22 protein-coding genes are annotated in these 26,590 nt (G+C 32.8%); 7 read left to right on the forward strand and 15 right to left on the reverse strand.

Translation table 11 applies throughout. The features are described from left to right. Positions 1-17: 17 nt before the first annotated feature. From Q0829_RS14210 to Q0829_RS14235, 6 genes are all read right to left on the reverse strand, one after another. Positions 18-2,885 carry a pitrilysin family protein gene (locus Q0829_RS14210; protein WP_298544113.1) on the reverse strand — a complete coding sequence of 956 codons (2,868 nt, stop codon included), beginning with the start codon at positions 2,883-2,885 and terminating at the stop codon, positions 18-20. Positions 2,886-2,921: 36 nt separating this feature from the next. Then, positions 2,922-3,377, reverse strand: coding sequence for a tRNA (cytidine(34)-2'-O)-methyltransferase (locus tag Q0829_RS14215; RefSeq protein ID WP_298544116.1), 456 nt, complete (start codon positions 3,375-3,377; stop codon positions 2,922-2,924). Positions 3,378-3,408: 31 nt separating this feature from the next. Continuing rightward, a complete protein-coding gene (locus Q0829_RS14220) occupies positions 3,409-4,113 on the reverse strand; it encodes a hypothetical protein (RefSeq protein ID WP_298544119.1) in 705 nt (234 codons plus the stop codon). A gap of 8 nt (positions 4,114-4,121) precedes the next feature. Continuing rightward, positions 4,122-4,772 (reverse strand): DinB family protein, encoded by a 651-nt coding sequence (locus Q0829_RS14225; RefSeq protein ID WP_298544122.1) that lies wholly within the window; start codon positions 4,770-4,772, stop codon positions 4,122-4,124. A 45-nt stretch (positions 4,773-4,817) separates the two neighbouring features. Then, positions 4,818-6,977 carry a M3 family metallopeptidase gene (locus Q0829_RS14230; RefSeq protein WP_298544125.1) on the reverse strand — a complete coding sequence of 720 codons (2,160 nt, stop codon included), beginning with the start codon at positions 6,975-6,977 and terminating at the stop codon, positions 4,818-4,820. 84 nt (positions 6,978-7,061) lie between these two features. After that, a complete protein-coding gene (locus Q0829_RS14235; protein ID WP_298544128.1) occupies positions 7,062-9,542 on the reverse strand; it encodes a M14 family metallopeptidase in 2,481 nt (826 codons plus the stop codon). Positions 9,543-9,754: 212 nt separating this feature from the next. Between Q0829_RS14235 and bshC the strand changes: the two genes are divergently transcribed. Next, positions 9,755-11,350 (forward strand): bacillithiol biosynthesis cysteine-adding enzyme BshC, encoded by a 1,596-nt coding sequence (gene bshC / locus Q0829_RS14240; protein WP_298544131.1) that lies wholly within the window; start codon positions 9,755-9,757, stop codon positions 11,348-11,350. Positions 11,351-11,421: 71 nt separating this feature from the next. On the opposite strand, the gene Q0829_RS14245 is transcribed toward bshC, so the two are convergent. The 5 genes from Q0829_RS14245 to Q0829_RS14265 form a co-directional block, all read right to left on the reverse strand. Beyond that, positions 11,422-11,892, reverse strand: a complete 471-nt coding sequence (locus tag Q0829_RS14245; protein WP_298544134.1) for a DUF1801 domain-containing protein — start codon at positions 11,890-11,892, stop codon at positions 11,422-11,424. A 153-nt stretch (positions 11,893-12,045) separates the two neighbouring features. Next, complete coding sequence (locus Q0829_RS14250; protein WP_298544137.1) at positions 12,046-12,561, reverse strand: hypothetical protein; 516 nt, start codon at positions 12,559-12,561, stop codon at positions 12,046-12,048. Positions 12,562-12,719: 158 nt separating this feature from the next. Beyond that, positions 12,720-13,490 carry an MBL fold metallo-hydrolase gene (locus Q0829_RS14255; protein ID WP_298544140.1) on the reverse strand — a complete coding sequence of 257 codons (771 nt, stop codon included), beginning with the start codon at positions 13,488-13,490 and terminating at the stop codon, positions 12,720-12,722. 59 nt (positions 13,491-13,549) lie between these two features. Beyond that, positions 13,550-14,128: a Crp/Fnr family transcriptional regulator gene (locus tag Q0829_RS14260; protein ID WP_298544143.1), complete on the reverse strand. Its 579-nt coding sequence runs from the start codon at positions 14,126-14,128 to the stop codon at positions 13,550-13,552. A 131-nt stretch (positions 14,129-14,259) separates the two neighbouring features. Beyond that, positions 14,260-15,102, reverse strand: a complete 843-nt coding sequence (locus Q0829_RS14265; RefSeq protein ID WP_298544146.1) for a hypothetical protein — start codon at positions 15,100-15,102, stop codon at positions 14,260-14,262. Positions 15,103-15,388: 286 nt separating this feature from the next. Here Q0829_RS14265 and Q0829_RS14270 point away from each other — a divergent pair, with 286 nt between their 5' ends. Next, the gene (locus Q0829_RS14270; RefSeq protein ID WP_298544149.1) at positions 15,389-16,399 is read left to right on the forward strand and encodes a ThuA domain-containing protein; all 1,011 of its coding nucleotides are present in this window, start codon (positions 15,389-15,391) and stop codon (positions 16,397-16,399) included. On the opposite strand, the gene Q0829_RS14275 is transcribed toward Q0829_RS14270, so the two are convergent. Continuing rightward, positions 16,396-16,941: a pyridoxamine 5'-phosphate oxidase family protein gene (locus Q0829_RS14275; protein ID WP_298544153.1), complete on the reverse strand. Its 546-nt coding sequence runs from the start codon at positions 16,939-16,941 to the stop codon at positions 16,396-16,398. The genes Q0829_RS14270 and Q0829_RS14275 overlap by 4 nt on opposite strands. Before the next feature lie 86 nt (positions 16,942-17,027). Then, entirely contained in the window at positions 17,028-17,804 is a 777-nt protein-coding gene (locus Q0829_RS14280) for an alpha/beta fold hydrolase (RefSeq protein ID WP_298544156.1), read from the reverse strand. Between the two features lie 134 nt (positions 17,805-17,938). Here Q0829_RS14280 and guaA point away from each other — a divergent pair, with 134 nt between their 5' ends. The 4 genes from guaA (at position 17,939) to Q0829_RS14300 (ending at position 22,854) form a co-directional block, all read left to right on the forward strand. After that, complete coding sequence (gene guaA, locus Q0829_RS14285; RefSeq protein WP_298544159.1) at positions 17,939-19,471, forward strand: glutamine-hydrolyzing GMP synthase; 1,533 nt, start codon at positions 17,939-17,941, stop codon at positions 19,469-19,471. 69 nt (positions 19,472-19,540) lie between these two features. Further along, on the forward strand, positions 19,541-21,709 hold the full coding sequence (locus tag Q0829_RS14290; RefSeq protein ID WP_298544162.1) for a LysM peptidoglycan-binding domain-containing protein: 2,169 nt from the start codon (positions 19,541-19,543) through the stop codon (positions 21,707-21,709). Between the two features lie 362 nt (positions 21,710-22,071). Next, positions 22,072-22,605 (forward strand): DUF922 domain-containing protein, encoded by a 534-nt coding sequence (locus Q0829_RS14295; protein WP_298544166.1) that lies wholly within the window; start codon positions 22,072-22,074, stop codon positions 22,603-22,605. 24 nt (positions 22,606-22,629) lie between these two features. Further along, positions 22,630-22,854 carry a DUF3820 family protein gene (locus Q0829_RS14300; protein ID WP_298544169.1) on the forward strand — a complete coding sequence of 75 codons (225 nt, stop codon included), beginning with the start codon at positions 22,630-22,632 and terminating at the stop codon, positions 22,852-22,854. Here the strand turns inward: Q0829_RS14300 and Q0829_RS14305 are convergent, their stop codons facing one another. Continuing rightward, on the reverse strand, positions 22,855-23,367 hold the full coding sequence (locus Q0829_RS14305) for an SRPBCC domain-containing protein (RefSeq protein WP_298544172.1): 513 nt from the start codon (positions 23,365-23,367) through the stop codon (positions 22,855-22,857). 227 nt (positions 23,368-23,594) lie between these two features. Between Q0829_RS14305 and Q0829_RS14310 the strand changes: the two genes are divergently transcribed. Then, positions 23,595-25,166, forward strand: a complete 1,572-nt coding sequence (locus Q0829_RS14310) for an amidohydrolase family protein (RefSeq protein ID WP_298544173.1) — start codon at positions 23,595-23,597, stop codon at positions 25,164-25,166. Positions 25,167-25,249: 83 nt separating this feature from the next. On the opposite strand, the gene lysA is transcribed toward Q0829_RS14310, so the two are convergent. Further along, complete coding sequence (lysA, locus tag Q0829_RS14315) at positions 25,250-26,482, reverse strand: diaminopimelate decarboxylase (RefSeq protein WP_298544175.1); 1,233 nt, start codon at positions 26,480-26,482, stop codon at positions 25,250-25,252. Positions 26,483-26,590: the final 108 nt, after the last annotated feature.

Raw genomic sequence — 26,590 nt, forward strand, 5'->3', positions numbered from 1 at the left:
ATTTTTGTTTTTAAGAATTAATCTTTTATAGTCTTGTTTTCTTTGTTTAGAAGTATTGGAGTTCCAAATCCAAGTTCTTCTAACTTCTTTAATTGAGTTTTAGCATCACCTACTACCAAGTATATCATCTTATTAGGATCAAGATATTGATTAGCCAGCTTTTTAACTTCTTCAACTGTCATGCCGTTTACTATTTCTTCTCGCTTGGTTACATAATCATTAGAATATTGTAATGTACTAATATTCGTTAGCATATTCAATTTAGCTCCAAGGGTTTCGAAAGCTCTGGCATTACTCTTTACCAATGCACTTTTAGTAACTTCTAAGTCATTTTCGTTATAATCCTTGCTATAGTTTTCTAGTATTTCTTTTATTAGGTTACTTGATTCATAGGTTACGTTGGATCGAACACCACTAGATATAGTAAATGCTCCGGGAATGGTACTTCCCGAAAAAAATGATCCAATACCATATGTATATCCTTTACCTTCCCGTAATTGTTGTGTCAATTGTGATGCAAATCCGCCTCCACCTAATCGATAATTCATAATTCTAACCGGATAGAAATCATCATCAGTTGCGGCTATGGCAGGATATCCAAAACGAAGCATAGATTGTTTTGCATCAGGAACGTCATAAAAATATACTTTGGATCTTTCTGGGGCTTTAGGGTTTTGAAGTTCTGGAAATTTCACATCTTTTGGCGACCAATTTTTATTGAGGTCTACAAGAGAAGAAGTTACCTGACCTTTGGATATGTCTCCTGCAATATGGAGTTTGGTTACAGATGGAGAAATGTTTTCATTATAATATTGCTTAAGATCAGCTATTGTAATTTCTTTTACGGAATCTTCTGTACCTAAATTATTATGTGAAAGGATGTGATCATCTCCATAAATCAATTTTGCATATTCATTTCCTGCAATACTACGCGGACTTGCCTTTTGTTGTTGTATTTGACTGATAGCACTTTGTTTAATTAATTCAAATTCTTTTTCATCCCATCTTGGTTCTAGTAGAATTTCTTTAATCAGTGCTATCGTTTTATTATAATTTTTGGATAAGGTACTACCGCTAACTATTATATTTTCATCGGTTGAATATATATCTAATATTGCGCCAAGGCTTTCTATTGCATTTTCTAATTCTTCAGTAGTTTTGTTTTGCGTTCCTTTGGTCATCAATTGAGCTAAAAGATTAGAAACTCCCACCTTGTCTATTTTTTCTAGCAATAAACCTCCTTTAATATCCATTCTGAATTGTACCAATGGTACTTCATCATTTTCAATTCCATAAACTTTTAAACCTGAAGTTAAATTATCTTCCCATACCGCAGGAATCATAACTTTTGGGGTTGTTCCATATGGTGGTTCTATGGATCTATCAAAACTAGATGGTGTTTTTTCGTATGTTGCGGCAATGCTAGCATCAAAATTTTCTTCTGCACCTTCTACTATTTTTTCTTCTGCAACTTCGGCTAAAGCAGAGTCTTTAAGGATTAGATCCGTTTGCCCGATAGGAACGAAACTTGTCGCTACATAATGTTTCCCTTTAATATATTGGTTGTACACGCGCATTACATCATCGGTGGTTACCGCAAGTATATTCTTAACATCTTGATTTATAAACCCAGGGTCTCCTGCAAAAATCTCATATTGTGCTAGCTGAAATCCTTTACCTAATACGCTTGATAAACTATTATAAAAGCTAGTTTCCTGTCCTGCTTTAATGCGATTTAAGTCCTCCTGAGAAATACCTTCTGTTTCGAATCTCGCAAAAGATTCTTGTATTGCTTTATCTATATCATTTAGATTTACTTTTTCGAATCCGCGAATGATCAAGCTGAATTGACCTGCTAATTCTGATCCATAGTGTAATGCGGTTACACTTGGAGCTAATTGTTTATCCTCCACAATTACCTTGTTAAATGGTGCTTTTTTTCCTTCAGATAAATAATTAGATAATACTTCCAGAGCGTATGAGTCGGGATGATATTCATAAACGGCTGGCCAAGTCATAGTAAGCCGAGGAAGGCGCGCAAAATTGTCTTCGTAGTATAATTTTTTCGTTTCAGTTAAAGTAGTTGGTCGTTTTTTTAACGGAGCAATATCTTCACCTTTTTTGATCTCATCAAAATATTTATGCACCCATTCTTTAGCCTGAACGGTATCAAAATCTCCAGCAATGGTTAGTGTTACATTATTAGGAACATACCAACGGTTATAGAAATCTTTCACATCTTGCAAGGTAGCATTCTGAAGATCTTCTAGAGATCCTATTACCTGCCAGTTATACGGATGATCTTTTGGATACATATTCTTGTCAATAACATAGGATTCATGTCCATACGGTCTATTATCTACACTTTGACGTTTTTCATTTTTTACGACCTGCTTTTCTTTTGCCAAGACAGGATCTGTAACTGTATTGATAAAGAAACCAAGTTTATCAGCTTCGGCCCAGATCATTTTTTCTAATGCATCTTTAGGGACAGTTTGGTAGTAATTAGTTCGATCTCTACTGGTAGAACCGTTAGCTCCGGATCCCCCAATACGAGCACTCATTTTATCAAGACCTCCTTTTCCTAGGTTTTCGGACTCTAGAAACAATAAATGTTCAAATAAATGAGCAAAACCTGTGCGTCCTTCTATCTCTCTGGCAGACCCTACGTGAGCAGTCAAAGCAACTGCAACTACAGGATCAGAACGATCTACATGAAGAATAACTTGCAATCCATTATCTAAAGTGAATTTTTCAAAATCTACTTTAAATTCGTTGCTTTCTTGAACCTCAGTGTTTAAAGGGGTTACAGAAGTATCCTTTTTACAAGAAATTAGTATTCCTGACATAAAAAGTATTACTATTAATGATTTGACGATTTTCATCTTGATGAATTTTATAATTTTGAATGATTTTTAAAGTTATTTAGTAAGATTTCTCAGTCCTTCATAGACTACTATACTCACAGCATTCGCTAGATTTAAACTTCTTATATGTTCATTAAGTATTGGTATTTTGTATGTGTTATCGGAATTAGCTTCTGTAATACTTGTAGGTAAACCTGCTGATTCTTTTCCGAAAATAAGAAACATATCATCTTCATAATCAATAGACCAATGATCTGTTTTTCCATGACTGGAGAAAAAAGCCATTTTTTTTCCTTTATTGATAGACATAAATTCATCTAAGCTTTCATACGTTTTTAATGAAATATGTTTCCAATAATCTAACCCAGCACGTTTTAATCTTTTATCACTTAGTTCAAAACCAAATGGTTTTACCAGATGTAAATTTGACCCTGATGCAAGACTTAATCGGCCAATATTCCCTGTGTTTGTATGTATTTCTGGTTCTACAAGAACAATGTTATATGCCATTCTTTTATATTGCTTTTTATCTTTCTACTTATTATTTCGAATTTAACTCATTTAGAATAATAAGCTTTTGCCATATTTTTCGACTTAGGCCTGTCGTAAGTACTTCAATTTCATTTACAGCTCTTACCACTGCTTCATCAGGCAAGCTTTGAGAGTATAACGCTGCTACTTTACCAACCAGTGCTGTGGCTTCCGAGCAATAATCTAAATATCTTTGGAGTTCAAATCTGGTAAAGGTACGTTTAGGTGAATTTTCTGTAGCAGACTCAGGTAGGTCAGTTAGATTGGGGTCTTTAGTCAGTTGGTGCATGTCAATCACGTGCGCAATAACTCTAAGCTCATTAAGAGATTTAAGTGCACGTTTTGTTTTTAACCTGGACTCTAATGAAACTAAAAAAAAGATAGCCGCCCCTAATAAAATGATATCATTAAATATTGCTTCTGAGATAGAAACAATATTGGCGAGTGTAGTATTCTTAATTTCTAAATCGACATAGGTTATACTATAAATTAATCCACCTAATCCAATTAATATGACCAAGTAAGCAAAAATTCTAAGCGAAAGATTTGGTTTGGAAATCCAATCGATATTTTGTTTACTATCCTGAGCCGTTTGTAAAAAATTATGACATACTTTTTTAAGTCCCGAATCAGGAAATCTATCAGAGATTCGTTTCTCTAATAAAGAGATCGTATCAATGATTTTTTCGGGATCCAATTTTAAAGGGTTACTCATATTCTTGATTATGCAGGAAGCCTTTTGATGATAAACTTCATCTGCCCACGATGATTCGATTCGTGCTCACATACGTGAAACCATTTAGCATAATTATTAGTAGGTTGATTACCAAAAAATGATTCAGATTTCATAATCCATTTATCATCTCTTTTGGTAAATTCTTTTTTAGTTATTTCTCTAACTTCTTCAAGTGTTTGAAGGTAATAATCAATAGAGTTTCCTTTAATTATTTCTCTTCCTTTTTTACCTAAGCCACTGGCAATGTCCCATTCTTTTTTTATGTCTTCATCCCATTTACCCCATGCTATTTCGTCAAAAGTATTAAGCTGATAATATCTTTCTGTTGCTGCTAGATGTAATAGCATGGCACCAATCGAGTTGGATTGCTCATCTATCTGAAAATCTAATTGTTCTATAGTAAGATCTTTAACGGTTCTAACAACCCAAGCTCTCATCATAGTCATCGTAGATAGCAGGGTACCAATTTGTGGAGAATATCCTTTTTGCGGACCTATCAAATAGATACTATCAGAAGTGTCAATAGCTCGTGTGTCATTATCAAAAGCCATTAAAGGAACAGCAGCAAGTCCTGTTGCAAGTATCGCTGAACCTTTGATGAATTTTCTTCTACTGGTTTTGTTGGATTCTTTTCTCATCGTTAAAACATTTTAAAATGAATAATTATGTTAATAACCTTGTTTTTATTTAGCAGTAGTAGGAAACCCACGATCTTTCATCAAGGCTTCTATTTTAGCATCACGACCACGAAATAATCTGTAGGCTTCTGCTGGATCCATTGCATTTCTAGGAGCAAATAGATACTTAACTAATTTGGCTGCAACATCTTTGTCATAGAATCCATCCGGAGCTTCAGCAAAGGCCTCTGCTGCATCAGATGTTAGTACATCAGCCCACATATATCCGTAATATGCAGTTGCATATCCTTCTCCAGAAAATACATGTCCAAAATGAGGGGTACGATGACGCATAACCAATTCTTTGGGCATGTTAAGTTCTGCTAAGGTTTCTTTTTCAAACCTATCCACATCAATATTTGCTGGGTCCGCTAAATGAAATTTCATATCCATTAAAGCAGAAGCTAAATATTCTGTAGTAGCAAACCCTTGATTAAAAGTAGCTGCTTTCTTCACTTTTGCAACTAATTCTTTTGGCATTGGTGCTCCCGTTTTATAATGAACCAAATAATTATCTATTACCTTATCTGTCGATAACCAGCGTTCTAATAATTGAGATTGAAATTCTGTGTAATCACGAACACCTCCATTAAGAGTAGGGTATCGTACTTCTGAAGAAAAGAAATGTAATGCGTGACCAAATTCATGAAAAAATGTTGTCGCATCATCCCAGGATACTAAAACAGGTTCTCCTGGAGCTGGTTTTACAAAATTAGAATTATTAGATGCCAACACAGTTTTTTTACCGTCAAAAGTAGTGTGGCTTCTATAGGTTGTTGCCCAGGCTCCAGAACGTTTTCCTGTTCTGGCAAAAGGATCTAAATACCACAATCCTATATGTTCTCCCGAAGTTTTATCTTTTACTTCCCAAACATTAACATCTTCGTGGAATACCGGAACCGTTCCTTTTGCTACTGTTGTAAATTCATAATTAAACAATTCTCCGGCAACAAAAAACATAGCTTCTCTAAGCTTATCTAATTGTAAATATTGCTTTACCTCGTCAGAATCCAGGTCATACTTTTTCTTTCTAACTTTTTCTGCATAATATCTGTAATCCCAAGGCTCAATGGTAATATTATCTTTATTAGCATCTGCTACAGCCTGCATATCGGATACTTCTTCTTTTACACGGGCAATAGCGGCTGGCCAAACAGCATTCATTAATTTCATTGCATTTTCAGGATTCTTCGCCATTCGGTTCTGTAATCGCCAATCTGCATAATTGTCATACCCCAATAAAGCTACACGCTCTTTTCTTAATTTTAGAATTTTAGCAATATTCTCATTATTATCTTTATCATCTCCGTTATCACCTCTAGAGTAGTAGTTTTTCCATACTTGTTCCCGTAATTCTCTTTCTGTAGAATATTTAAGAAACGGATCCATAGAAGATCTTGTATTGGTTACCGCGTATTTACCTTCTTCTCCTTTATCTGCAGCGGCTTTGCCATATGCCTTGATCAATGGTTCTGATAATCCTCCTAATTGTTCTTTAGTAAGATAGGTTATGTAGCCTTCTTCGTCTGCTAAAATATTGTTTGAGAAATTGGTATATAATTCAGATAATTCCTTGTTTATTTCTGCGTAGCGTTTCTTTTTTTCGATGTTTAACTCAGCGCCATTCATAGCAAATTGTTCATATGTCAATTGCACTACACGTTGTTGATCTGCTTCCAAAGGTTGCTTCTGAGCATTATCATAAACTGTCTTAATTCTTTGGAATAAAATTTCGTTTTGAGATATTTTAGAACGAAAATCAGATAATTTCGGAGCCATTTCCTTTTGAATTTTTCTAAACTCTGGAGAAGACATATTACTACTTAGAATTCCATAATAGGTAAAAACTCTGTTAAGTTCTTGTCCTGACTTTTCTAACGGAACAATAGTATTTTCAAAAGTTGGAGCATCAGTATTACTTGTGATAGCATTAATATCTGCTAGATTCAATTCCATACCCTTTTCTAAAGCTGGCTTGATATCCACAATATTCATTTTGTCAAAAGCAGGAGTGCCACTATAAGGCCCAGTCCATTCTGCCAATAATTCATTTGAGATCTTTTCTTCTGGAGGTGTGTTTTCCACAGTTTCTTTCTTTTTATTACAACTACTTATAGTAATCAAGGAACAGATCACTACGGTTTGGAGTGTTTTTGAGATATGCATTGTGTTTGAGTATTTTAATTTTTGAGTCTTTTTTTATAATAATACTTTTATTTTTTTGATAAAAGCTTTGTTTAATTTACTAGTCTATAGTCTAAATTTATTGTTATTGGTAAAGAAAATTGCATTTACAAAAAACAGTTTTCCGTTTTCCCAGAAGGATCTGAACAAAGGATTATCTACTAAGTAAATAATGCTTCCACTACCCATTCTGGCTTCACCAAAAACTAATGAGTTTTTAAGTCCTTTAAAAGCATCTTTACCAGAGAAACCAGAAACACTTGTTGGTTCCTGGATATACGCTACATTATAACCATCTTGTAAAAACTTATAAGAACTGCTTCCTAACTTTAAACTGAAATAGGTGTCCTCGTATCCAAAGGCTAAAGGATGCGAAGTGTCTACTTTAGTTTTGTAAATACTTCCGGTAATAAAGTCTTTAACTCTTTCGCGTTCACGTTTGTCATAAGGTATTAGATTTCCAATGGAATCTTTTTTCTCTTCTTCAGGTTTATTACTTTTTAGGTCAAAACCGTCTTTGTTAGCAAAGGCATTTACTGCATTTCCAATTGCAATTACTTTTCCTCCACTTCGAATCCACTCCTTCAGCTCATCGAGTGAGTTCTTATCTAGATATCCACCATAATATCCATTTGGAAGTATTAATACATCATACTTGCCCAGATCAACTCTTTTGAAATAATCAGTATCAATGGACGTAATTGGGTATTGTAGTTGCTGTTCGAAGAAATGCCAAATCTCTCCATAACTTAGCGATGAGGTATAGTTTCCTTTTAGCACAGCTATACGCTGATTATTAATCAATTTTACATCAGGTGATCCAAAGTCAACGCCATTTGAAGCGAAACTAGAGGTTGTAGTATACAGTTTACGATGATGTTTGTTAGCGATATCAATTACAGTTTTGTCATAATCTTTGGTTTTACGATTATCACTTTTGGTAATAATCAAGCTTCCTTTTTTAAACTTCTCACCATTATTGGCAAAATCTTTTTCACTAAATCGTACTCTGATTTTATTATTTAATAGATCAGCCAGAAAAGCAGCATCATCCAGACTATTCCATTTTACGATATATCCTGCTCCGGATGCATTGGCAATATTGTTAATTTGATTACTTTTTTTGCTTCCATTTGCAGGTATTAAAGAAGTAGAAGCAATAGCTTCTAATCCATATGCGTGTGGAATACTCCAGGCAGTAATATCATAGGTTAGAGGGTCGCTTAATTTAGCATCAGGTTCAAACAATACTTTTACCATTTTGCCTTTTGGTTGATCAGTACTCACAACTAACGCTCCATTTGCATTGATACTTCCTTGCTTGTTTTCTCTAAAATTGAAACCGGATATCTTGGTGCTATTTGTGTATCCATATTTTATCTCATGCTTGTCTAACAACTCTGTTAGCGCTTTGATTTTATCTGCTTGACCGTTAAGCACGTAACTTTTATACTTTAAAGATGAGTTATTAAAGAATTTTTTGAATTCTGAGTTTAGTTTTGTAGCATTTTTTGAAGATATTTCTACAGTGGACAATCCCGTTGTAGTATGATGCAAAGCACGATCTTTTAATGTCAATACATAGCCTTCATCAGTTTGTATACCTAATCCAGCGCGACCATGACCTGCTTGTTCATATGTCATACCGATTGCTCCCATGAACGTAGGGTAGGTGTCTCCATAACTAGGATATAATAGATCAAAACGTTCTTTAGTGAAAAATAACCAACCTTCTGCATCAAAATATCTAGCATGATTTTTACCAATTTGAGTTTGAAAATCTCTTTGCCAAGGTGTAATAATTTCGTGAAATGGCTCCGCTGCCGGTGCAAAATAATAAGGTTCGTTGATACCTTGCTCATGAAAATCTACGTGAACATGTGGCATCCATTTATTATAAGCGGTTAATCGACTATAGGATTCTACTTGTGTAGCCCAAGCCCAATCTCTATTAAGATCAAAAAGATAATGATTAGGTCGTCCGCCTGGCCAAGGTTCATTATGTTCAGTAGCATTCTGATCTGTATTATAAGGAGTAGCTTTGGTTTGATTATACCAATTGGCGTATCGATCTCTTCCATCGGGATTTACACAAGGATCCATAATGACTACCGTATTATTTAACCATTCCTTTTTAGTAGTAATAAGTTCATAAATGGTTTTCATAGAAGCTTCGGTACTAGAAGCTTCATTGCCGTGAACATTATAGCTAAGCCATACCACAGCAATTTGTGGATTACTATTTCCGGCTACGATACCTGTGTTTTTAAGATGATCAAGACGAATGTTTTCAATGTTTTTTTGATTCTCAGCACTTGTGATAATAGCATAAGTCAATGGTCTTCGCTCATTTGTTTTTCCATAGGTTTGGTAAGTAACTAGATCAGAGTTAGCAGCCACGTGATTAAAATAGTTTACTACATCTGAGTGACGTGTAAACTGACTGCCAATTTCGTACCCTAAAAATGAAGCCGGAGATTGAAGATTGTTTTGTGCAGATACCCAAGTCGCAGATGCAACTAGGAACATTAAGAGAATTTTTTTCATTGATGAGTTTTTAATTTCGGTAAAATACCGCCTTAAATTTAGGATATAAATTGTATTAACTAAATTTTAGGATTTGAGATAACCTATATTCATAAATTTAGGTTTATCGAATATTATCAAATAAAGTTAATCGAGTGACTATTAAAAAAAATATAAAAAAATAGATGCAATCACAATCTACCGTATATTTATCGACTTAAAAAGACCACCCTATGCCTAGTGACTGTATTCCGTTTAGAGAAACAAATTACTTTTCATCTTTTATTTGTGACTATTTAGACGAAAAACCAGAACTAAAAGAATTTTATCATCGATTTCCAAAGCTTGACAATTTTAAAGATCAACTTCAGGAAAAACAACAATCTTTTCCATCAGAAAACCGTAAGGTATTGAAAGCTTCTTTATCTTCTCAATATAAAAATGTTGATGTTTCTGAAGCTACCCAAAAGAACATTGATCTTCTGGATAAGGATACCACCTTTACGATTACTACCGGACATCAGTTGAATCTATTTACAGGTCCTTTGTATTTTTTGTACAAAATAGTTTCTACGATTAATCTTACGAGTATATTAAAAGAAAAGCATCCTGAATATGATTTTGTTCCGATATATTGGATGGCGACAGAGGATCACGATTTTGATGAAATCAACTATTTTAATTTTAAAGGAAAAAAAATTCAGTGGAATCGTAAGGATGGTGGTGCAGTAGGGGTTTTTGATACTGAAGGATTAGATAAAGTTTTTGAAATTTTTTCTTCGGAAATTGGATCTGGACGAAATGCGGAACGATTAAAGTTTCTTTTTCGGGAAGCTTATTTGAAACACAAGAACTTGGCAGACGCTACTAGGTATTTGGCAAATGAGTTGTTTAGAGATTATGGGTTGGTGATTGTAGATGCAGATGATAAAGAGTTAAAACGCCTGTTTATTCCATATGTAAAGAGAGAATTAGAAGAACAAATTTCCTATAATAATGTATTGCCAAAAGCGGAAAAATTAGAAGCAAAAGGGTATAAGGTACAAGTAAATCCTCGAGAAATTAATCTGTTTTATCTATCTGAAGGATTAAGAGAACGTATTATAGAAAAGGAAGGTAGTTATTTTGTTAATGATACAGAGATTTCATGGAGCAAGAGTGAATTAATAAAACACGTCTATGACGTGCCGGAGCGATTTAGTCCTAATGTGATGATGAGGCCTTTGTATCAAGAAGTGATTTTACCAAACCTTTGCTATATCGGCGGAGGAGGAGAATTAGCGTATTGGCTAGAACTAAAAGATTATTTTGAAGCTGTTCAGATTCCATTTCCGATGTTATTACTGCGTAATTCTGTTTTAATTCAAACAGAAAAACAAGCTGATAAGATCAAGAAGTTAGCTATTACGGATACCGAATTGTTTTTAAAACAGCACGAGTTGATTAACCGAAAGGTGCGACAAATATCTAATATTGATATTAATTTTGATCCTCAGCGTAAAGTTCTAAAAGAGCAATTCGAAGGAATGTACGAGTTAGCTAAGCAAACGGATGTTACTTTTATAAACGCTGTGAAGGCTCAAGAGGTAAAGCAGCTTAAAGGATTAGATGTGCTAGAAAAGCGACTGTTAAAAGCCCAAAGAATAAAACTTAGTGATCACGTACAGCGCCTAACAACCATACAAAATGAACTATTTCCTAATCAAAGTTTGCAGGAACGAAACACCAATTTCTCTGAAATGTATCTGGAATATGGGGTAGAATTGATTTCGGAATTGATAAAACAGCTCGATCCTTTATGTGGGGAGTTTGTAGTTTTAAAGAAATAAGGTGTAGTTAAAAATATCTGATGTTTTGTATAAGCTAATTAATACAAGAAAATATAATTGAATACTTTATGTTACTTATCAATTTTGTGATTAGGTCGTATCTTCTTTTCTGAAATGGACATGATGATACTTTTGGGTGTTGTATTTTTCTCGATCAACTTTGTATTCATTTTCTCAGAAATCCCAACCGCTTCCCAAATCATTTTTTTGATATCCTCTTTAGGAAAAGACTCGAAATCAATTACTTTAATGTGTCTTATAAGTTTTCCTTTTCCGTTTAACGTGACACCTCTACTTGTTAATTCTGCTCCCCGATTAAATCCGAAATTTACGTGTTTAGAATAGAGTGCAATATGACAAAATGCGTCTTTAAGTTTTTCCGATTTTGAGTAAGCTATTGCAACAGCATTGTAATTGTCCCAGATTAACTCATTAGCTTGCGGTATTAGTTCTGTTATGAAATTTCGCAATTCCAATGTCAACTTTTGAATTTCCTGATCATATGGAGCTATGAATTTTTTAAGTTGCGGATTTGCTTTCATTTTATTTTTTTAGGTAACAGTCTTCTATAGCTATTAATTATAGATTTTAAGTTACTAATTTTTAGGTTAAGTCTTGATTTTATTGATTCCAAGTAGATTATAGCATAGTATAATTCATTCTAATTACGGTTATATAAATTTAAGTGAGCAGGTTTATAACTCGTTTTCTTTTAAGTCTTTAGCTAAACTTGCAATTTTTAGTCTTCTGTTCCGTTTCAAATACTCTAAATCCGATAAATTGTCAATCATTAACTGCCGACTATAATAATTTATATGTTCAAGAATTGCGAAAGAACTGGCTAAAATCCCCCATAAAATTAGGTTTTCAGGTATAATTTGCCAGTCATTTTGATATAGTTGAATTCCAAACATTATCGGAATAAATCCAATTAATATCAAGTTTAATTTTTTACAATTCTTAAAAATATTTAAATTTTTCTCTTGATTAAAAGGTTTATCTATCAATCTGTACAACTTCAATTTCCAATAATGTTGTCCTTGAATTAGTATTATAATACAGATTAAAACTCCGTACAAAAGGAAAAAAATGTCTGCAAATGACTTTGTGAAAAATAGATAAACTAATAACCCTGGGAACGTCACAAAAGCGTGAAATCTTTCCATTGGATAGTAACTCTTCAATCTTTTAATCAGTTTTTGCTTACTCATATTAATTGTTAACTACTGCCTATGTATTGTGTTGGTTAATAACATTGACAAGAACTAAAGTAGTAAATATAGAAAGAAGTATATGAGTGAAATTCATTATATATTCACAGTATATACAGAATTAGCAATTAACCATACAAGTTAATAGAAACTAGCTTTTATTCAATTTCAATTACCTCTCCATCATCAGGAATATATGTCTTTTCAATAAATCCATGTTTGTTTAATTCTAAACTTAGTTGTTTTCTAGTTGTAGGACAATGGTTAACAGCTTCTAAATGATTGGCAATAACAGCTCCTGGTGAATTTTTGATAAAATTCATGATATCATTCATTGTCATTAATAATGGTTTAAAAATATCTAATTGAGCAGTTCCACAAGCGACTACGCTTATATCCGGCTTGTATTGTTTAAGTACTTTATCAACATCATCCGTATATATGGTGTCTGAGCTTAGATAGATAGATTTTTCTTTTGGGAGTTTGATGTAAAAACCCATTACATTTCCCATAGGTTTTGCAATAAAACCATAACCATGTTTTGCAGGAATCCCTTCAATCGTTCCTCCAAGGAATTGGTTTTTTTGCCAATAACTTACAGTCTGGGTAACATTTAACCCTCTTTTTTTTAGGATGTCTTTGTCTTTAATACTACAAATTATCGGTGTTTTTTTATTCCTTAAGAATTGTATAGCTGCTTTATCTAAATGATCAGGATGTAAATGTGTAATAATGCAATGTGTAGTTTTATTAATTATGTCCATTGCATCAATTGGTAGGTCTAATATTGGATTTCTTTGCGGTTTAAATCTAAATAATGTAAATGTTGGCCCTGCAGTTCCCTTTTTGCCTAACATAGGGTCGACTAGAATAATTTTATTTTTAGTCTCCAATACCATTGTAGCATTTCTCAGATGATGTATTCTCATTGTTTAAAATTTTATTGCTCAAAATTGAAAAAAGGAGTAAAGATTTTCATTGATTTCAATCAAGAAATTCGTTTTCTTATACGACTTAACGTTTCTGGAGTAATATTTAAATAAGAAGCTATATGATATTGAGGAATTTTCTCTAGCCAGTTAGGTTTGTAAATAAACAATTCTTTATATAGTTCATCAGCAGTTTTAGTAATCCTGTTGTATTCTAAGAGTTCTTTATGCTTTAGCAATTTTTGAAATGATAAATCAATAAAGGATTTACCACACTCGTGTTTTTTTAGTAATTCACGAAATGCTTTTTTGTCAATACATAGAAGTTCGACTTTTGTTAAACTCTCTTGATTTTTTTTGGTTTTAGAATCATTATTGAATGAAGATAAATCTGTTATGAATTGCGGTTTCGTATAAAAATTAATATTAGTTTCTTTTTCAGAAGTCGCGTAATACTCTCTTATAACACCATTATTTAAAAATCGAAGCTGTTTTTCATCTTGATTAGCTTTTAAAACTTGACTCCCTTTTTTTAGAATCTTTACTTTGAATAAAGAAAGTAACTCTATTAATCCATCCTTATTTAATGGGTATTCTGTTTCAAAAAACTTTGTAATTTCATTAAATTCAGTATTCATTTTTTAGTTTGTTACCAATGGTAAATGTATTAGATATTGTGGATTTCTAATTATTAACTTTTTAGTTTAGTATTAGTATTTATTTTATACATTGACCACTATTATTTATAGCTAGTCCTGTATCAAGTTGTTTATATTCTTACGTATTTTGCTGGTTCCGTTTTAATATGCAATAATTGAATCTTTTTTATTTTTTGAAGCTTTTCTAGTTGTTCTTCATTTATCCTATTTTCTCTAAGTTTAATATGAAAATTTTCAATTGAAAAAACATTTGATTCAAATAGTTTCTGAAACTTATCGAACGATGTAAACTCTTCGTTTTCTAAGTCTCCGAAATGATCGAACGGTTCAGTGTAATCTAATGTTTTTAAATTTAATAAGTTACTTGAGTTTGATAAGTTCTCTATGAAATTTTGATGATCATAACCTGCTTGGATAATAAGGTGCTGAATTTTTAATTCGGGAAGCTCAAAAAAACTTTCATCTGGTGCAGAGGGAAGTTCTAATTCTTCCAAATTTGGCATTTTTGAAACCAATTTTGCAATCATTCCATTTTCCTCACCATATTCGCCAATTACACTCTGATTATGGTCACCAACATCTGTTAGAGCAACTTTAAATTTTTTCAAATTGTCAAAAACCACATTTGAATTAATTATTCTATTAAAATTCCAATCCCTAGTTCCATTTGCACCAGCATCTGGACCATTGAAGATTAATGAAATTATTTGTTTAGGATTATCAATTAAAAAATCCTGAAAAGCACAGAACCCGAAATTAAATTCTTCTGGCTCCAAATCATATGAATGAACAGTATGATCATCATCATAACCTTGCCCATAAAATATAACTTCATAGAGATCTCCAATTTTTGAAAAACTTATCCTTGGAGAATATTCTAAATCATATTTATATTCTTTGGAGTTATGATAATTGTAAATTTTATTTTGTAAATCCAGTAATTTCTTCTCCATCAATTCAATATTTTTTCATTTTAGTCAACTAGTGTCTAACAGTAATTGTAGGTATTCCTGTTTTATACACAGATTGTAAATATTTGTTATCGGATAACCTTAAGTCTATGATTTTTTCTTAAAGAAAGATAAAGTTTCCATTAAATAAAAACAACTTTTAAATAGAGCTGATCATTAACAAACTGTATGATCATAAGAGACAAGGGGTTTTAACGTGAAACTAATTAGAACAGTTTATAATTTTATGGTGATCCATAACGTTATCAAGTCACAAACTCTTAACGTCATGAAAACACAAACTTTCTTAACAGGCTTACTTCTTTTCGCACTATGTAATCTTTTCTCACAGGATAAAGTACTAGTATTTACCAAAACCAATGGTTTTACACATCCATCGATAGGAGCAGGAGTAACAATGATTAGAAACTTAGGGAATGCCAATGGACTTTGGGAAACAGATGATACTAATAATGCCAATGCTTTTACGGTATCAAATTTAGCACAATATAGCGCTGTAATTTGGTGTAATACTAGCGGGAATAATTTATTAAATGCTTCGCAACGTGAGGCTTTTGAAGATTTTATTGCCGCTGGTGGTGGTTTTTTAGGTATTCATGCAGCTACAGATACGTACAGAGATCGAAGTTGGCCATTTTATAATGAACTTGTGGGAGGTATTGTTCAGACTAGTCCTAATCATACAAGTAATAATTTTAATGCAGATATGACCGTTGTAAATTCTCATCCATCTGTTGATTTCCTTGGAACTACCTGGAATAAATCAGAAGAATATTATTATTGGAAAAATAACGGAGGACAATTATTTAGCGGTAATATAGATCTTCTTGTGGTAGAATCTACAGGTTCTAATGATTATGATGAAGAAAGACCTATATCATGGTATAAAGAATATGGCGGAGGTAGGTCATTTTATACAGCTTTAGGTCATAATTCTAGTGATTATACAAGTGATACTGATTTTATAAAACATGTAGAAGAAGGAATAAAATATGTGATCAGTAATACACTTAGTGTAGGAGGTCCGGATCAAGAAATACCTTTTCAGATTACTCCCAATCCGGTAAGTGATATTTTCAGATTTACTACTTCTGATGTGGTTAGAACAAAATCTTTAAGGATTTATGATATTAATGGACAATTAGTATACAAGGACGAAATTCCTTCGGCCGTTGCTTCTACCAATATTAATATCGAAAATTTATCGAATGGATTATATATAGGAAGTATAATATCAGGGAATCAACAAAGTAATTTCAAATTGGTAAAAAAGAATTAAGGTACAATATAGGCACCTTTCCAATTACCGTTTTCTTTTTTAAAGACAACTCGAATGTGATTTGGTCTTTTTAACCTTAAATATTCTATACGCATAGGAATAATTCTAATTGCAGAAAAAAAATGTTTTCCTTCAAGATAATCAACATTATCGGGGTTTTTAATTTCTATACCTGGAGATAATTCGGAAGAATAGTCCTTTCTGTATTGTTCCGGAATTTGTTTCCATATTTGTTGTATAGTTTTATCTTCTGAAATAATTTCGGCTTTCGCTTTTATTGTGATTTGTAATAATCGTTCTTGATCATAAAATAAAAGACTTACTCTATTGTTTGCTTGAATATTTGCAATTTTTTTAGATCTTTCGTCCGTATATACCATCATATTTAAATCATCATCAACATCTCTTAGAACTACAGTTCTTAATCTGGGGATGTTATTGAAATCAGAAGTGGCTAGTGTAAAATAACGAAAAGGATGTGTCTTAGTTTCTACAGCTGTTTTTAGGTCGACTTTAATAGATGAAAATATAATATCAGTCATTGGTCGTTAGGTTTGTAAAGGATATTATAAAGTTAATCAATTTATAGAGTAACCTCAAACAAGTATATACTAATCTTTAGGTAATGTTACCTGGTTTTCCATACTTCTTTTTCCATCCAGGGAATAGTTGTTTTTAGTACTTCTTGATATTCACAAGCTTTTAAATGGGTATTTCCTTTAGCTTCGACAAAAGTTATATTACAACCTAATGTTTTGGCTTTATGGATTCGTTTTTTTACTTTTTTAATTGGGAAAAATTTATCTTCTGTTCCTTGGATTACATAAATTGGAATGTTTAGTTTTTCTTCTACTTTACAATTAGATCCCATAAGAATCATCCCAGAAAAAATGTTTTCATAATCTTTAGCATATTTCCATCCTGCTATAGCACCATTACTATATCCTATCAATATAATTTTATCAGGATCAATGGGCCAGTGTTTTTTAGCTAAATCAATAAAATCTAAAACTCTTTTTTCAAGATAATCTAATGTCCATGTTCTCCACGCTCCAGATGGACTAAAAATAAACCCTCCAGCATCTTCTAATGCAGGAGCTACAAGGCAATTACTGAACTTTGTATAATTTTTGCTACCGACGCCTCCATGTAGTAAAACAAACAAGGGTACTTTCTTACCTTCTTTAATTTTTGGAATGGTAAGATCATATTTCCATTTTGATTCTTTATCATTAACTTCGATAGTACTAATCCTATTACCGGGAGTTAGCGGAATTGCTTTAAAAGAAGCTAGGTTTATGCTGCTTATATAATTTTTAGAACCTCTAGTGTCTAATCCGCTTTTACAAGAAGTAATGATAGTGAGAATACCAAAACATAGGAGATGTAAAAATGAATATTTCATAGTTTTTCTATAAATATACTAAGTAAGTGGTTATTTTTTGGGACAATTAACGAGGTGTTTGCAAAATAATGACTGTAGTCGAAAATTATATCAGTTAGGATTTCAGGGTTTTCAATTTAATTTTATTTTTGCCTATGCAAAATAACAAGGTACTTATTTTAGACTTCGGATCACAAGTAACACAACTTATAGGACGCCGAGTAAGAGAACTCAATATTTATTCAGAAATACATCCGTATAATAAACCTCCACAAAACATCAGTGATTATAGTGCTGTAATTTTGTCGGGGAGCCCGCTTTCAGTGCGAGGAGATGATGTTGCACATCCGGACTTATCAGAGATACAGGGTAAAAAACCATTATTAGGTATTTGTTATGGTGCACAATATCTAGCACATTTTGGTGGTGGGCGCGTAGCAGAATCTAATACAAGGGAGTATGGTCGAGCAAACTTGTCATATATAAATAATAATGAGTTGTTCCAAAATATTACTGAAGGTTCTCAGGTATGGATGAGTCATAGTGATACAATTAAAGAATTGCCAACTAATGCAAAACTTTTGGCAAGTACCCAAGATGTAGAAAATGCAGCCTTTAAAATTGATGGAGAGGAAACCTACGCAATTCAATTTCATCCAGAAGTTTATCATTCCAAGGATGGGACACAGCTTTTGGAAAATTTTTTAGTGAACATAGCTGGTCTTGCTCAGGATTGGACTCCAGATTCTTTTGTAGAGGAAACAGTAAAAGGTTTAAAAGAGCAGTTAGGAAACGATAAAGTTGTCTTAGGGCTTTCTGGAGGAGTTGATTCTACCGTTGCTGCTGTTTTATTGCATAAGGCAATTGGAAGTAATCTTCACTGTATTTTTGTAAACAATGGATTACTTCGTAAAAATGAATTCTCTTCTGTGCTAAATCAATACGAAGGAATGGGGTTGAATGTAAAAGGTGTAGATGCTTCGGCACGTTTTTTGGATGCCTTAGCAGGAGAAAGTGACCCAGAAGGAAAACGAAAGATAATCGGAAGAGTATTTATAGAGGTTTTTGATGATGAAGCTAACCAAATAGAAGATGCCAAGTGGTTGGCGCAAGGAACTATTTATCCGGATGTTATAGAATCAGTTTCTGTAAGCGGAGGTCCATCTGCTACAATTAAATCACACCATAACGTAGGAGGATTACCTGATTTTATGAAACTGAAAGTAGTGGAACCATTAAAAATGCTATTTAAAGACGAAGTAAGACGAGTAGGAAAGTCTATGGGACTTGATCCTGAGTTGTTAGGAAGACACCCATTTCCTGGTCCTGGACTAGCAATTCGTATATTAGGAGATATTACTCCGGAAAAAGTTAGTATTTTGCAAGAAGTTGATGCCATATTTATTAATGGACTGAAAGATAATGGTCTCTATGATAAAGTTTGGCAGGCAGGAGCTATGTTGTTACCTGTGCAAAGTGTTGGGGTAATGGGAGACGAAAGAACCTATGAAAAATGTGTAGCGTTAAGGGCTGTAGAAAGTACAGACGGAATGACTGCTGATTGGGTAAATCTTCCATATGAGTTTTTACAAAAAACCTCTAATGAAATAATAAATAAGGTAAAAGGCGTTAATAGAGTAGTGTACGATATCAGTTCGAAGCCACCTGCGACCATAGAATGGGAGTAATTTAGTAAGGTATTAAAAGGTATTAACGCTTTGGTTCTTTAAGGATCATATCCATTAAAATTAAATCGAATGAAAAAAGTATTGTTGTTCTTTTTTGTGCTTCTTCTAACCAATATTGGTTTTGCTCAGCAGTATAAAAGTCATAAAGTAGCCCAAGGAGAAAATGTATATAGAATTGCAAAACGATATAATACAACTCCAGAAGCAATTTATAAAATAAATCCTACTGCAAAAGAAGGAATTAAAGAAGGACAAATTTTGGCAATCCCGGTAATCGATGATCAGGAATATGAAATTCATGTTATTGAGGACGGAGATACTGTTTATAATCTATCAAAAAAGTATAATACAACTCCAGAAGCAATTTATGCTCTAAATCCTGAAGCGGTTAACGGAATTAATCTTGGACAGATTTTACGAGTAGCTAAAAGGAAAAAAAGCGATGAGACTGATAATAATACTGCTACAGAAAATGTGAGTGATCCTATCTTAGATAGTATTAAACCATTAGAAGAAATACGACAAATTGTTCGATTTAAAACACATAAGGTAAAAAGAAAAGAAACCTTGTACAGTATTTCAAAGAAGTATGATATCACTGTGGATGATATTAAAAAGCACAATAAAAGACTGTACTCTGAACAAATTCGAAAACGTGATAAACTTCGAATTCCAATATATGCAGAAGAAGCTGTTGTGGAAACAGAAACTCCTAAAGATTCTTTAAGCAGCAGAGTTTCTACAACTACAAAATATGTTGTAAAGCCAAAAGATACAAGATATAGTATCTCTAGAAGACATGGTATTACCGTGGGAGAACTAAATCAACTGAATCCGGAAATGGATCCTAATTTTCCTATTGGGATGGAAATTATTGTACCAACTACTATTTTCGTTCCATTACAAGAAATTATAGCACCTGAGTTCGAATTATATGAAGTTCAACCAAAAGAAACGATATACAGTATTCTTAAAAGAACTGAAATTTCATCAGATTCTTTATTTAACATGAATCCATACTTAAGAGATGGTCTTAAGGCAGGTATGGTGATAACACTTCCTAAAAGAAATGAAGTCGATTCATTGGCTATTGATTTTCCAGAAAAAAAAGTGGTACCCCTTGAGAATATGTTGTATAATTTTAAAACAAAGAAATTAGCAATAATGTTACCTTTTGGGTTAGATACATTAGATCTTAATGCTAGAAAAGAGACAGAAGAGTTTTTGAAAAGTAGAAAAGCAAGAGGAGTACGAGTGGCTCTTGATTTTTATAAAGGAGTCCAAATGGCTGTCGATTCTGCAAAAACAAAAGGGCTTAGTATTGATCTCACCGTTTTTGATACGCAGAGAAATAATAATGCAGGTTACGTAAAACAACTCATTGATCAAAATAATTTTGATGAAATGGATGTTGTGATTGGCCCCTTATATCAAACAAATGTAGAAGCTGCAACAGCAGAGCTAAAAAAGTATGAAACACCAGTGCTTTCTCCTTTGTCTAATAGAGAATCCAAATTGTATAGTAATTTCTTTCAGACGATACCGACAGATATAATGCTTCAGGATAAGTTGATTAATTATGTAGAAAAGGATTCTACAGATAAGAATATCATTATTGTGGTGCAGCAAGGAAAAAAGAAACATGAGGATATAAAGAATAAATTGATTGCCAAATTTCCAGATGCTAAAATAGCAAGAATAGAAGAAGGTAATTATCTATACGAACTACATCTTAATAAAGTTTTAGATAAGAACAAACCAAATTGGGTTTTTCTGGAGTCTGATGATGTAGCAATGATTAGTAATGTAACTCCCTTACTCAATGCTAAAGCAGAGAGTCATAAGATTACATTATTTACAACAGATAAAGATGATGCATTTGATGATGATAATATAAAAAACGAGTATTTATCTAATTTACATTTACATTATCCATCAATAGATAAAGAATTTGATAATTACGATGAGAATAGTATGACTCCTTTTGTTGCAAGATATAAAAAGGAATATGGAACTATTCCAAGTAAATATGCAGTAAGAGGTTTTGATATTACATATGATATTTTGATGCGATTAGGTTCAGCGGATGATTTGTATCACGCAGCGACTTTTGAAGGGACAACAGAGTATGTAGAAAATAAATTTAATTATGCTAAAAAGCTCTTGGGAGGGTATTATAATAAAGCTTCCTATATTATTAAATTTGATGATGAATTGAAGCTCACTGTGATAGAATAAAATTTATTTCATCAATAATCAATTTTACAGCTGATTTTAAAATCATTTTTTTTATTTTTAGATGCTGAATTGTTTTGTTTTTTAATATGAAAATAAAACAAAGGAAAACTTTGGTTTAGATTTTAGGTTAATTTTAACTCGTGGTATGGAAATTGATATAGAGTTTAAAGACCGATTTAGATAGACTAAAGTGATTATTGAATTTTGGAAAAATTGTTTAGATTGGGATAGATATAATTTTTTATATCTGAATATAAATAAAATCTATTTTAGTAAAGATTATTAATACTTAGCCCCGTATTATATACTTGGATGCTGAAATAGAAAACAACAACTTTTAGCCGGGCATAATTATTGCAATTATGGGTAAATTTTTTACTATTCTCTTAGTTTTAGTTTTTGCTAATCACGGATATGTAGAGCGTTTTTCTTATGCAGAAAAGAGTAAGTTAGATTGGTCAGATTTTAGAGGAGAACCTAAAATGGACAGCGATTTTGATGCTAGCGTCAATACAGGTATAACTTATCAATGGTCTATAAGTAAGGATTACGGAAAAACTGAATTGAAGTACGAAGTGGACAGCTTTTGTTACCCATCATTATCATGGGTTAAAAAAGGGCAGTCTACTAAATACCTGCTGCTTCACGAACAACTCCATTTTGATATATCTGAATTGCATGCGAGAATTATGCGTAAGAAATTAAAAGAGTACAAACCAGGTAAAAATGTTCGCAAAGACCTTAACAAGATGTATAAAAGAGTGGAGCGAATGAGAATCAATATGCAGGAGCAGTATGATATAGAAACAGACCATTCCAAAAATAAAACGAATCAGAAAAAATGGGAAAAGAAGGTCAAGAGTTTGATGCGTTACTATAAAGCATACACAAAATAGATTCATTTCATCTTCTAAATATTTATGGATCAACAATCCCAAAAGGATTTTTTAGTCAAACTCGCCAATACCAAAATGCCTTTTGGTAAGTATAAGGACAGATATCTTATCGATTTACCAGAGCATTATATTGTTTGGTACCATAACAAAGGATTTCCAAAAGGGACTCTTGGTCAGCAAATGCAAACTGTTTACGAACTAAAGTTAAATGGCCTGGAGTATTTAATAAGGAATATTAGAAGGCTATGACTATATGTTTACAAATTGATATTCTGCCAGTTCATACTCTCGTAAATCAATCTCTTTTTCGTTTAACAAGATACCATGTTCTGCATATGCTTTTAAGTTGGTAAGCCAAAAGGTCCATCCGTTACTGCAACCATGATGTAGTTTCAGTTTGCTTTCATCATCTTCAGGAATTTCAAATTGAGTAAGAACTATTAAAGTTATATCATTTTTTTCTTCTAATAGGACAGATACTTTGCTGCCACCGAATAGTAGTTCAATATAGTCCTGCCCATTAGCTTCAAGAATTTCTCCTTCTTCTTTGTCATCCCAGTTATGCCAGTACCATGTATATGAATCTCCTTTTTGAAAATGTTCTGTGGGAGTTCTTTTTTCCCCTGCCAAAGAAATATATTCAGCATCTCTCAAGAACCATGATGTAATCCCTTTGGTAGTTGCCCATAAATCATATAACTTCTTAGCAGATGTACGTATGTAAATCTTTTTTGTAAACGAATTCCATTGTAACTTTTTCATATACAAATGATTTGATTAAATAATTTAATAAAATTAAGAAAAATCTATCTTAAGTCCTGTTCGTGATATATGTTAAATTGTTTGTTTTTCAATTGATTATGATTGGTTTTGTATAGGTTTAAGCAAAGTTTAATTAGAAATTCTTTGATTCCATAAAGAATTAGGTAATTTTAGTTCTGAGGACAAATTATTATTATTTGTCTGATATCATATAAATCATTGACTACATGAAAATATTTAAACTAACCATTGTATTTTTTATTTGTTGTATCCTTTTTCAAGGAAAGGTTTATTCACAAGAATTTAGCGAAGGCCCATTCTCTCAACTTATTATTAGAGGTGTTACTCTGATTAATGGTAATGGAGCACCTCCAAGAGGTCCGGTAGATATTGTTGTAGAAAAAAATATCATTAAAGATATTGTAGTGGTAGGGTATCCAGGAGTAGAAATAGATGATACTAAACGACCAAAACTGAAACCAGGAGGTAAAGAGTTAGATGCTCATGGAATGTATCTTTTGCCTGGTTTTATAGATATGCACGGTCATATAGGAGGAGTTGCGCAAGGAGCTGATCCAGACTATGTGTTTAAATTATGGATGGCTCACGGGATTACAACAGTTAGGGAGCCAAGTGGACGAGGAATTGATTGGGCATTGAAACTTAAAAAATCAAGTGATAGAAATGAAATTATAGCCCCACGTATTTATGCATACACAGGTTTTGGGCAAGGAAGCAAAGAGCCAATAAGTACTCCGGAAATGGCTAGAAATTGGGTGCGAGAAAATGCTAAAAAAGGAGCGGATGGAATAAAGTTTTTTGGTGCTGCTCCAGAGATTATGAAAGCTGCATTAGATGAAAATAAAAAATTAGGATTAGGTTCTGCATGCCACCATGCCCAAACTGATGTTGCTCGCTGGAATGTGCTCAATTCTGCCAGAGCTGGATTAACTTCTATGGAGCATTGGTATGGATTGCCCGAAGCGCTGTTTGAAGATAAAACTATTCAGCATTATCCTTTGGATTATAATTACCAAAACGAACAACATCGATTTGAGGAGGCGGGGAAACTATGGAAACAAGCAGCAAAACCGTATTCTGATCATTGGAATAAGGTGATGAATGAACTTTTAGAACTAGATTTTACATTAGATCCTACTTTTAATATCTATGAAGCCAGTAGAGATTTACAAAGAGCCCGAAGAGCCGAGTGGCATGAAGTCTATACATTACCTTCTTTATGGAAATTCTATCAACCTAGCAAGATTTCACACGGATCTTATTGGCATGATTGGGGAACTGAACAAGAAGTAGTTTGGAAAGAAAACTATCGGTTATGGATGACTTTTATAAATGAATATAAAAATAGGGGAGGAAGAGTTACTACTGGTTCAGATTCTGGGTTTATATTTCAATTGTATGGCTTTGCCTATGTAAGAGAATTAGAACTTTTAAGAGAAGCAGGTTTTCATCCGTTGGAAGTAATTAGAGCTGCTACATTAAATGGAGCCGAAGCTTTGGGAGTTTCTGATAAAATAGGATCTGTTGAAGTCGGTAAATTAGCTGATTTTGTATTGGTGAAAGAAAACCCAATTAAAAATCTAAAAGTACTGTACGGTACTGGTGCGATTAGATTAACAAAAGAAAATGAAGTGATTAGAGCTGGAGGTGTTGAATATACTATTAAAGATGGTATCGTATATAACGCTAAAGAATTGCTCGCTGATGTAAAAAGAATCGTGGACGAGGCTAAAAAAAAGGAAAACTTTTCTATAATTCAACCAGGTCTAAAAAAGTAGATTTATTTCTATTATTAAATGAAAATGAAAAATGCATTCGGAATCAACCAAATGCATTTTTTATATGTAAAAATTATATTGTTTTATGAAGCAGGTTCTGTCACTTTAGTAAAGATATCTACGTCCACCTGATTTTTGGTAAGATCTTCGAAAGTCTCACGTTTACGAATGAGATGTGCTTCATTATTGTGCCAAAGTACCTCTGCTGGACGAAAACGAGAATTGTAATTGCTAGCCATAGAAAAACAGTAAGCTCCTGCATTTTTAAAAGCTATAATATCACCTTCCGTAATTTCTGAAATTCTTCTGTTAGTAGCAAAAGTGTCAGTTTCACAAATGTATCCTACAACAGAGTAAAAACGTTCTCTACCTTTAGGGTTTGAGATATTAATAATTCCATGATAAGAGTTGTAAAGCATGGGTCTAATCAAATGGTTGAAACCACTATCAATTCCTGCAAAAACAGTAGAAGTTGTTTGTTTTACAACATTCACTTCTGCTAAAAAATATCCAGCTTCGCTCACTAAGAATTTACCTGGTTCGAAACCAAGAATTAACTCTTTTCCGTACTCTTTACAAAAATCGTTAAAACGTTTTGTGAGTTTTTGACCAAACTCTTCAATATTAGTTTCAATATCTCCTTCTTTATATGGAACTTTAAAACCACTTCCGAAATCTATAAAATCTAGATTTTTAAAGTTTTTGGCAGTTTCGAATAATATCTCACTGGCATATAGAAATACATCAATATCTAAAATATCACTACCAGTATGCATGTGTATACCATTAATATTCATTCCAGTATTTTCCACAATCCTGAGAATATGTGGAATCTGATGAATAGAAATACCAAACTTACTATCAATGTGACCTACAGAAATGTTACTATTTCCTCCAGCCATAACGTGCGGGTTAATTCTAATACAGACAGGCACATCAGGATGTTTTGTTCCAAACTGTTCCAAAATTGATAGGTTGTCGATGTTTATTTGCACACCCATTTCAGAAACCTTTTCAATTTCCGCTAAGGAAACTCCGTTTGGAGTAAAAATGATATTATTGGGTGCTACACCTGCCAATAATCCTAATTTAACCTCTTGGATAGATACGGTGTCTAATCCGGCGCCTAATGAATTCATTAGTTTTAATATCGCAAGATTAGACAATGCCTTGACAGCATAGTTAAGCTTTACATGTTTCACCTGTTTAAAAGCGTTGGTAAGACGTTCGTACTGTGAAACAATTGTTGAGGAGTCATAAACATATACAGGACTCCCAAACTCTTTTGCGATTGCTAATAAATTTGCGTTTTCCATTTTAATTAAATTAAGCTTACGAAATTACTATTTTTACCATAGATTACTGCTAAGCGCCGCGTAATTAGTATAAAATTATCTAAACTTGAAAAAAAGTGGCTTTAAATA

It is taken from the genome of uncultured Aquimarina sp., assembly GCF_947492405.1.
In the GTDB taxonomy this organism is placed as follows: Bacteria; Bacteroidota; Bacteroidia; order Flavobacteriales; family Flavobacteriaceae; genus Aquimarina.

Coding starts and splice junctions, on each gene's coding strand:
- bshC (WP_298544131.1), top strand. CDS start 9,755: ATGCCTAGTGACTGTATTCCGTTTAGAGAAACAAATTACTTTTCATCT.
- Q0829_RS14210 (WP_298544113.1), bottom strand. CDS start 2,885: ATGAAAATCGTCAAATCATTAATAGTAATACTTTTTATGTCAGGAATA.
- Q0829_RS14235 (WP_298544128.1), bottom strand. CDS start 9,542: ATGAAAAAAATTCTCTTAATGTTCCTAGTTGCATCTGCGACTTGGGTA.
- Q0829_RS14220 (WP_298544119.1), bottom strand. CDS start 4,113: ATGAGTAACCCTTTAAAATTGGATCCCGAAAAAATCATTGATACGATC.
- Q0829_RS14310 (WP_298544173.1), top strand. CDS start 23,595: ATGAAAATATTTAAACTAACCATTGTATTTTTTATTTGTTGTATCCTT.
- Q0829_RS14280 (WP_298544156.1), bottom strand. CDS start 17,804: ATGAAATATTCATTTTTACATCTCCTATGTTTTGGTATTCTCACTATC.
- Q0829_RS14295 (WP_298544166.1), top strand. CDS start 22,072: ATGGGTAAATTTTTTACTATTCTCTTAGTTTTAGTTTTTGCTAATCAC.
- guaA (WP_298544159.1), top strand. CDS start 17,939: ATGCAAAATAACAAGGTACTTATTTTAGACTTCGGATCACAAGTAACA.
- Q0829_RS14270 (WP_298544149.1), top strand. CDS start 15,389: ATGAAAACACAAACTTTCTTAACAGGCTTACTTCTTTTCGCACTATGT.
- Q0829_RS14300 (WP_298544169.1), top strand. CDS start 22,630: ATGGATCAACAATCCCAAAAGGATTTTTTAGTCAAACTCGCCAATACC.
- Q0829_RS14255 (WP_298544140.1), bottom strand. CDS start 13,490: ATGAGAATACATCATCTGAGAAATGCTACAATGGTATTGGAGACTAAA.
- Q0829_RS14275 (WP_298544153.1), bottom strand. CDS start 16,941: ATGACTGATATTATATTTTCATCTATTAAAGTCGACCTAAAAACAGCT.
- lysA (WP_298544175.1), bottom strand. CDS start 26,482: ATGGAAAACGCAAATTTATTAGCAATCGCAAAAGAGTTTGGGAGTCCT.
- Q0829_RS14230 (WP_298544125.1), bottom strand. CDS start 6,977: ATGCATATCTCAAAAACACTCCAAACCGTAGTGATCTGTTCCTTGATT.
- Q0829_RS14225 (WP_298544122.1), bottom strand. CDS start 4,772: ATGAGAAAAGAATCCAACAAAACCAGTAGAAGAAAATTCATCAAAGGT.
- Q0829_RS14215 (WP_298544116.1), bottom strand. CDS start 3,377: ATGGCATATAACATTGTTCTTGTAGAACCAGAAATACATACAAACACA.
- Q0829_RS14305 (WP_298544172.1), bottom strand. CDS start 23,367: ATGAAAAAGTTACAATGGAATTCGTTTACAAAAAAGATTTACATACGT.
- Q0829_RS14290 (WP_298544162.1), top strand. CDS start 19,541: ATGAAAAAAGTATTGTTGTTCTTTTTTGTGCTTCTTCTAACCAATATT.
- Q0829_RS14260 (WP_298544143.1), bottom strand. CDS start 14,128: ATGAATACTGAATTTAATGAAATTACAAAGTTTTTTGAAACAGAATAC.
- Q0829_RS14250 (WP_298544137.1), bottom strand. CDS start 12,561: ATGAGTAAGCAAAAACTGATTAAAAGATTGAAGAGTTACTATCCAATG.
- Q0829_RS14265 (WP_298544146.1), bottom strand. CDS start 15,102: ATGGAGAAGAAATTACTGGATTTACAAAATAAAATTTACAATTATCAT.
- Q0829_RS14245 (WP_298544134.1), bottom strand. CDS start 11,892: ATGAAAGCAAATCCGCAACTTAAAAAATTCATAGCTCCATATGATCAG.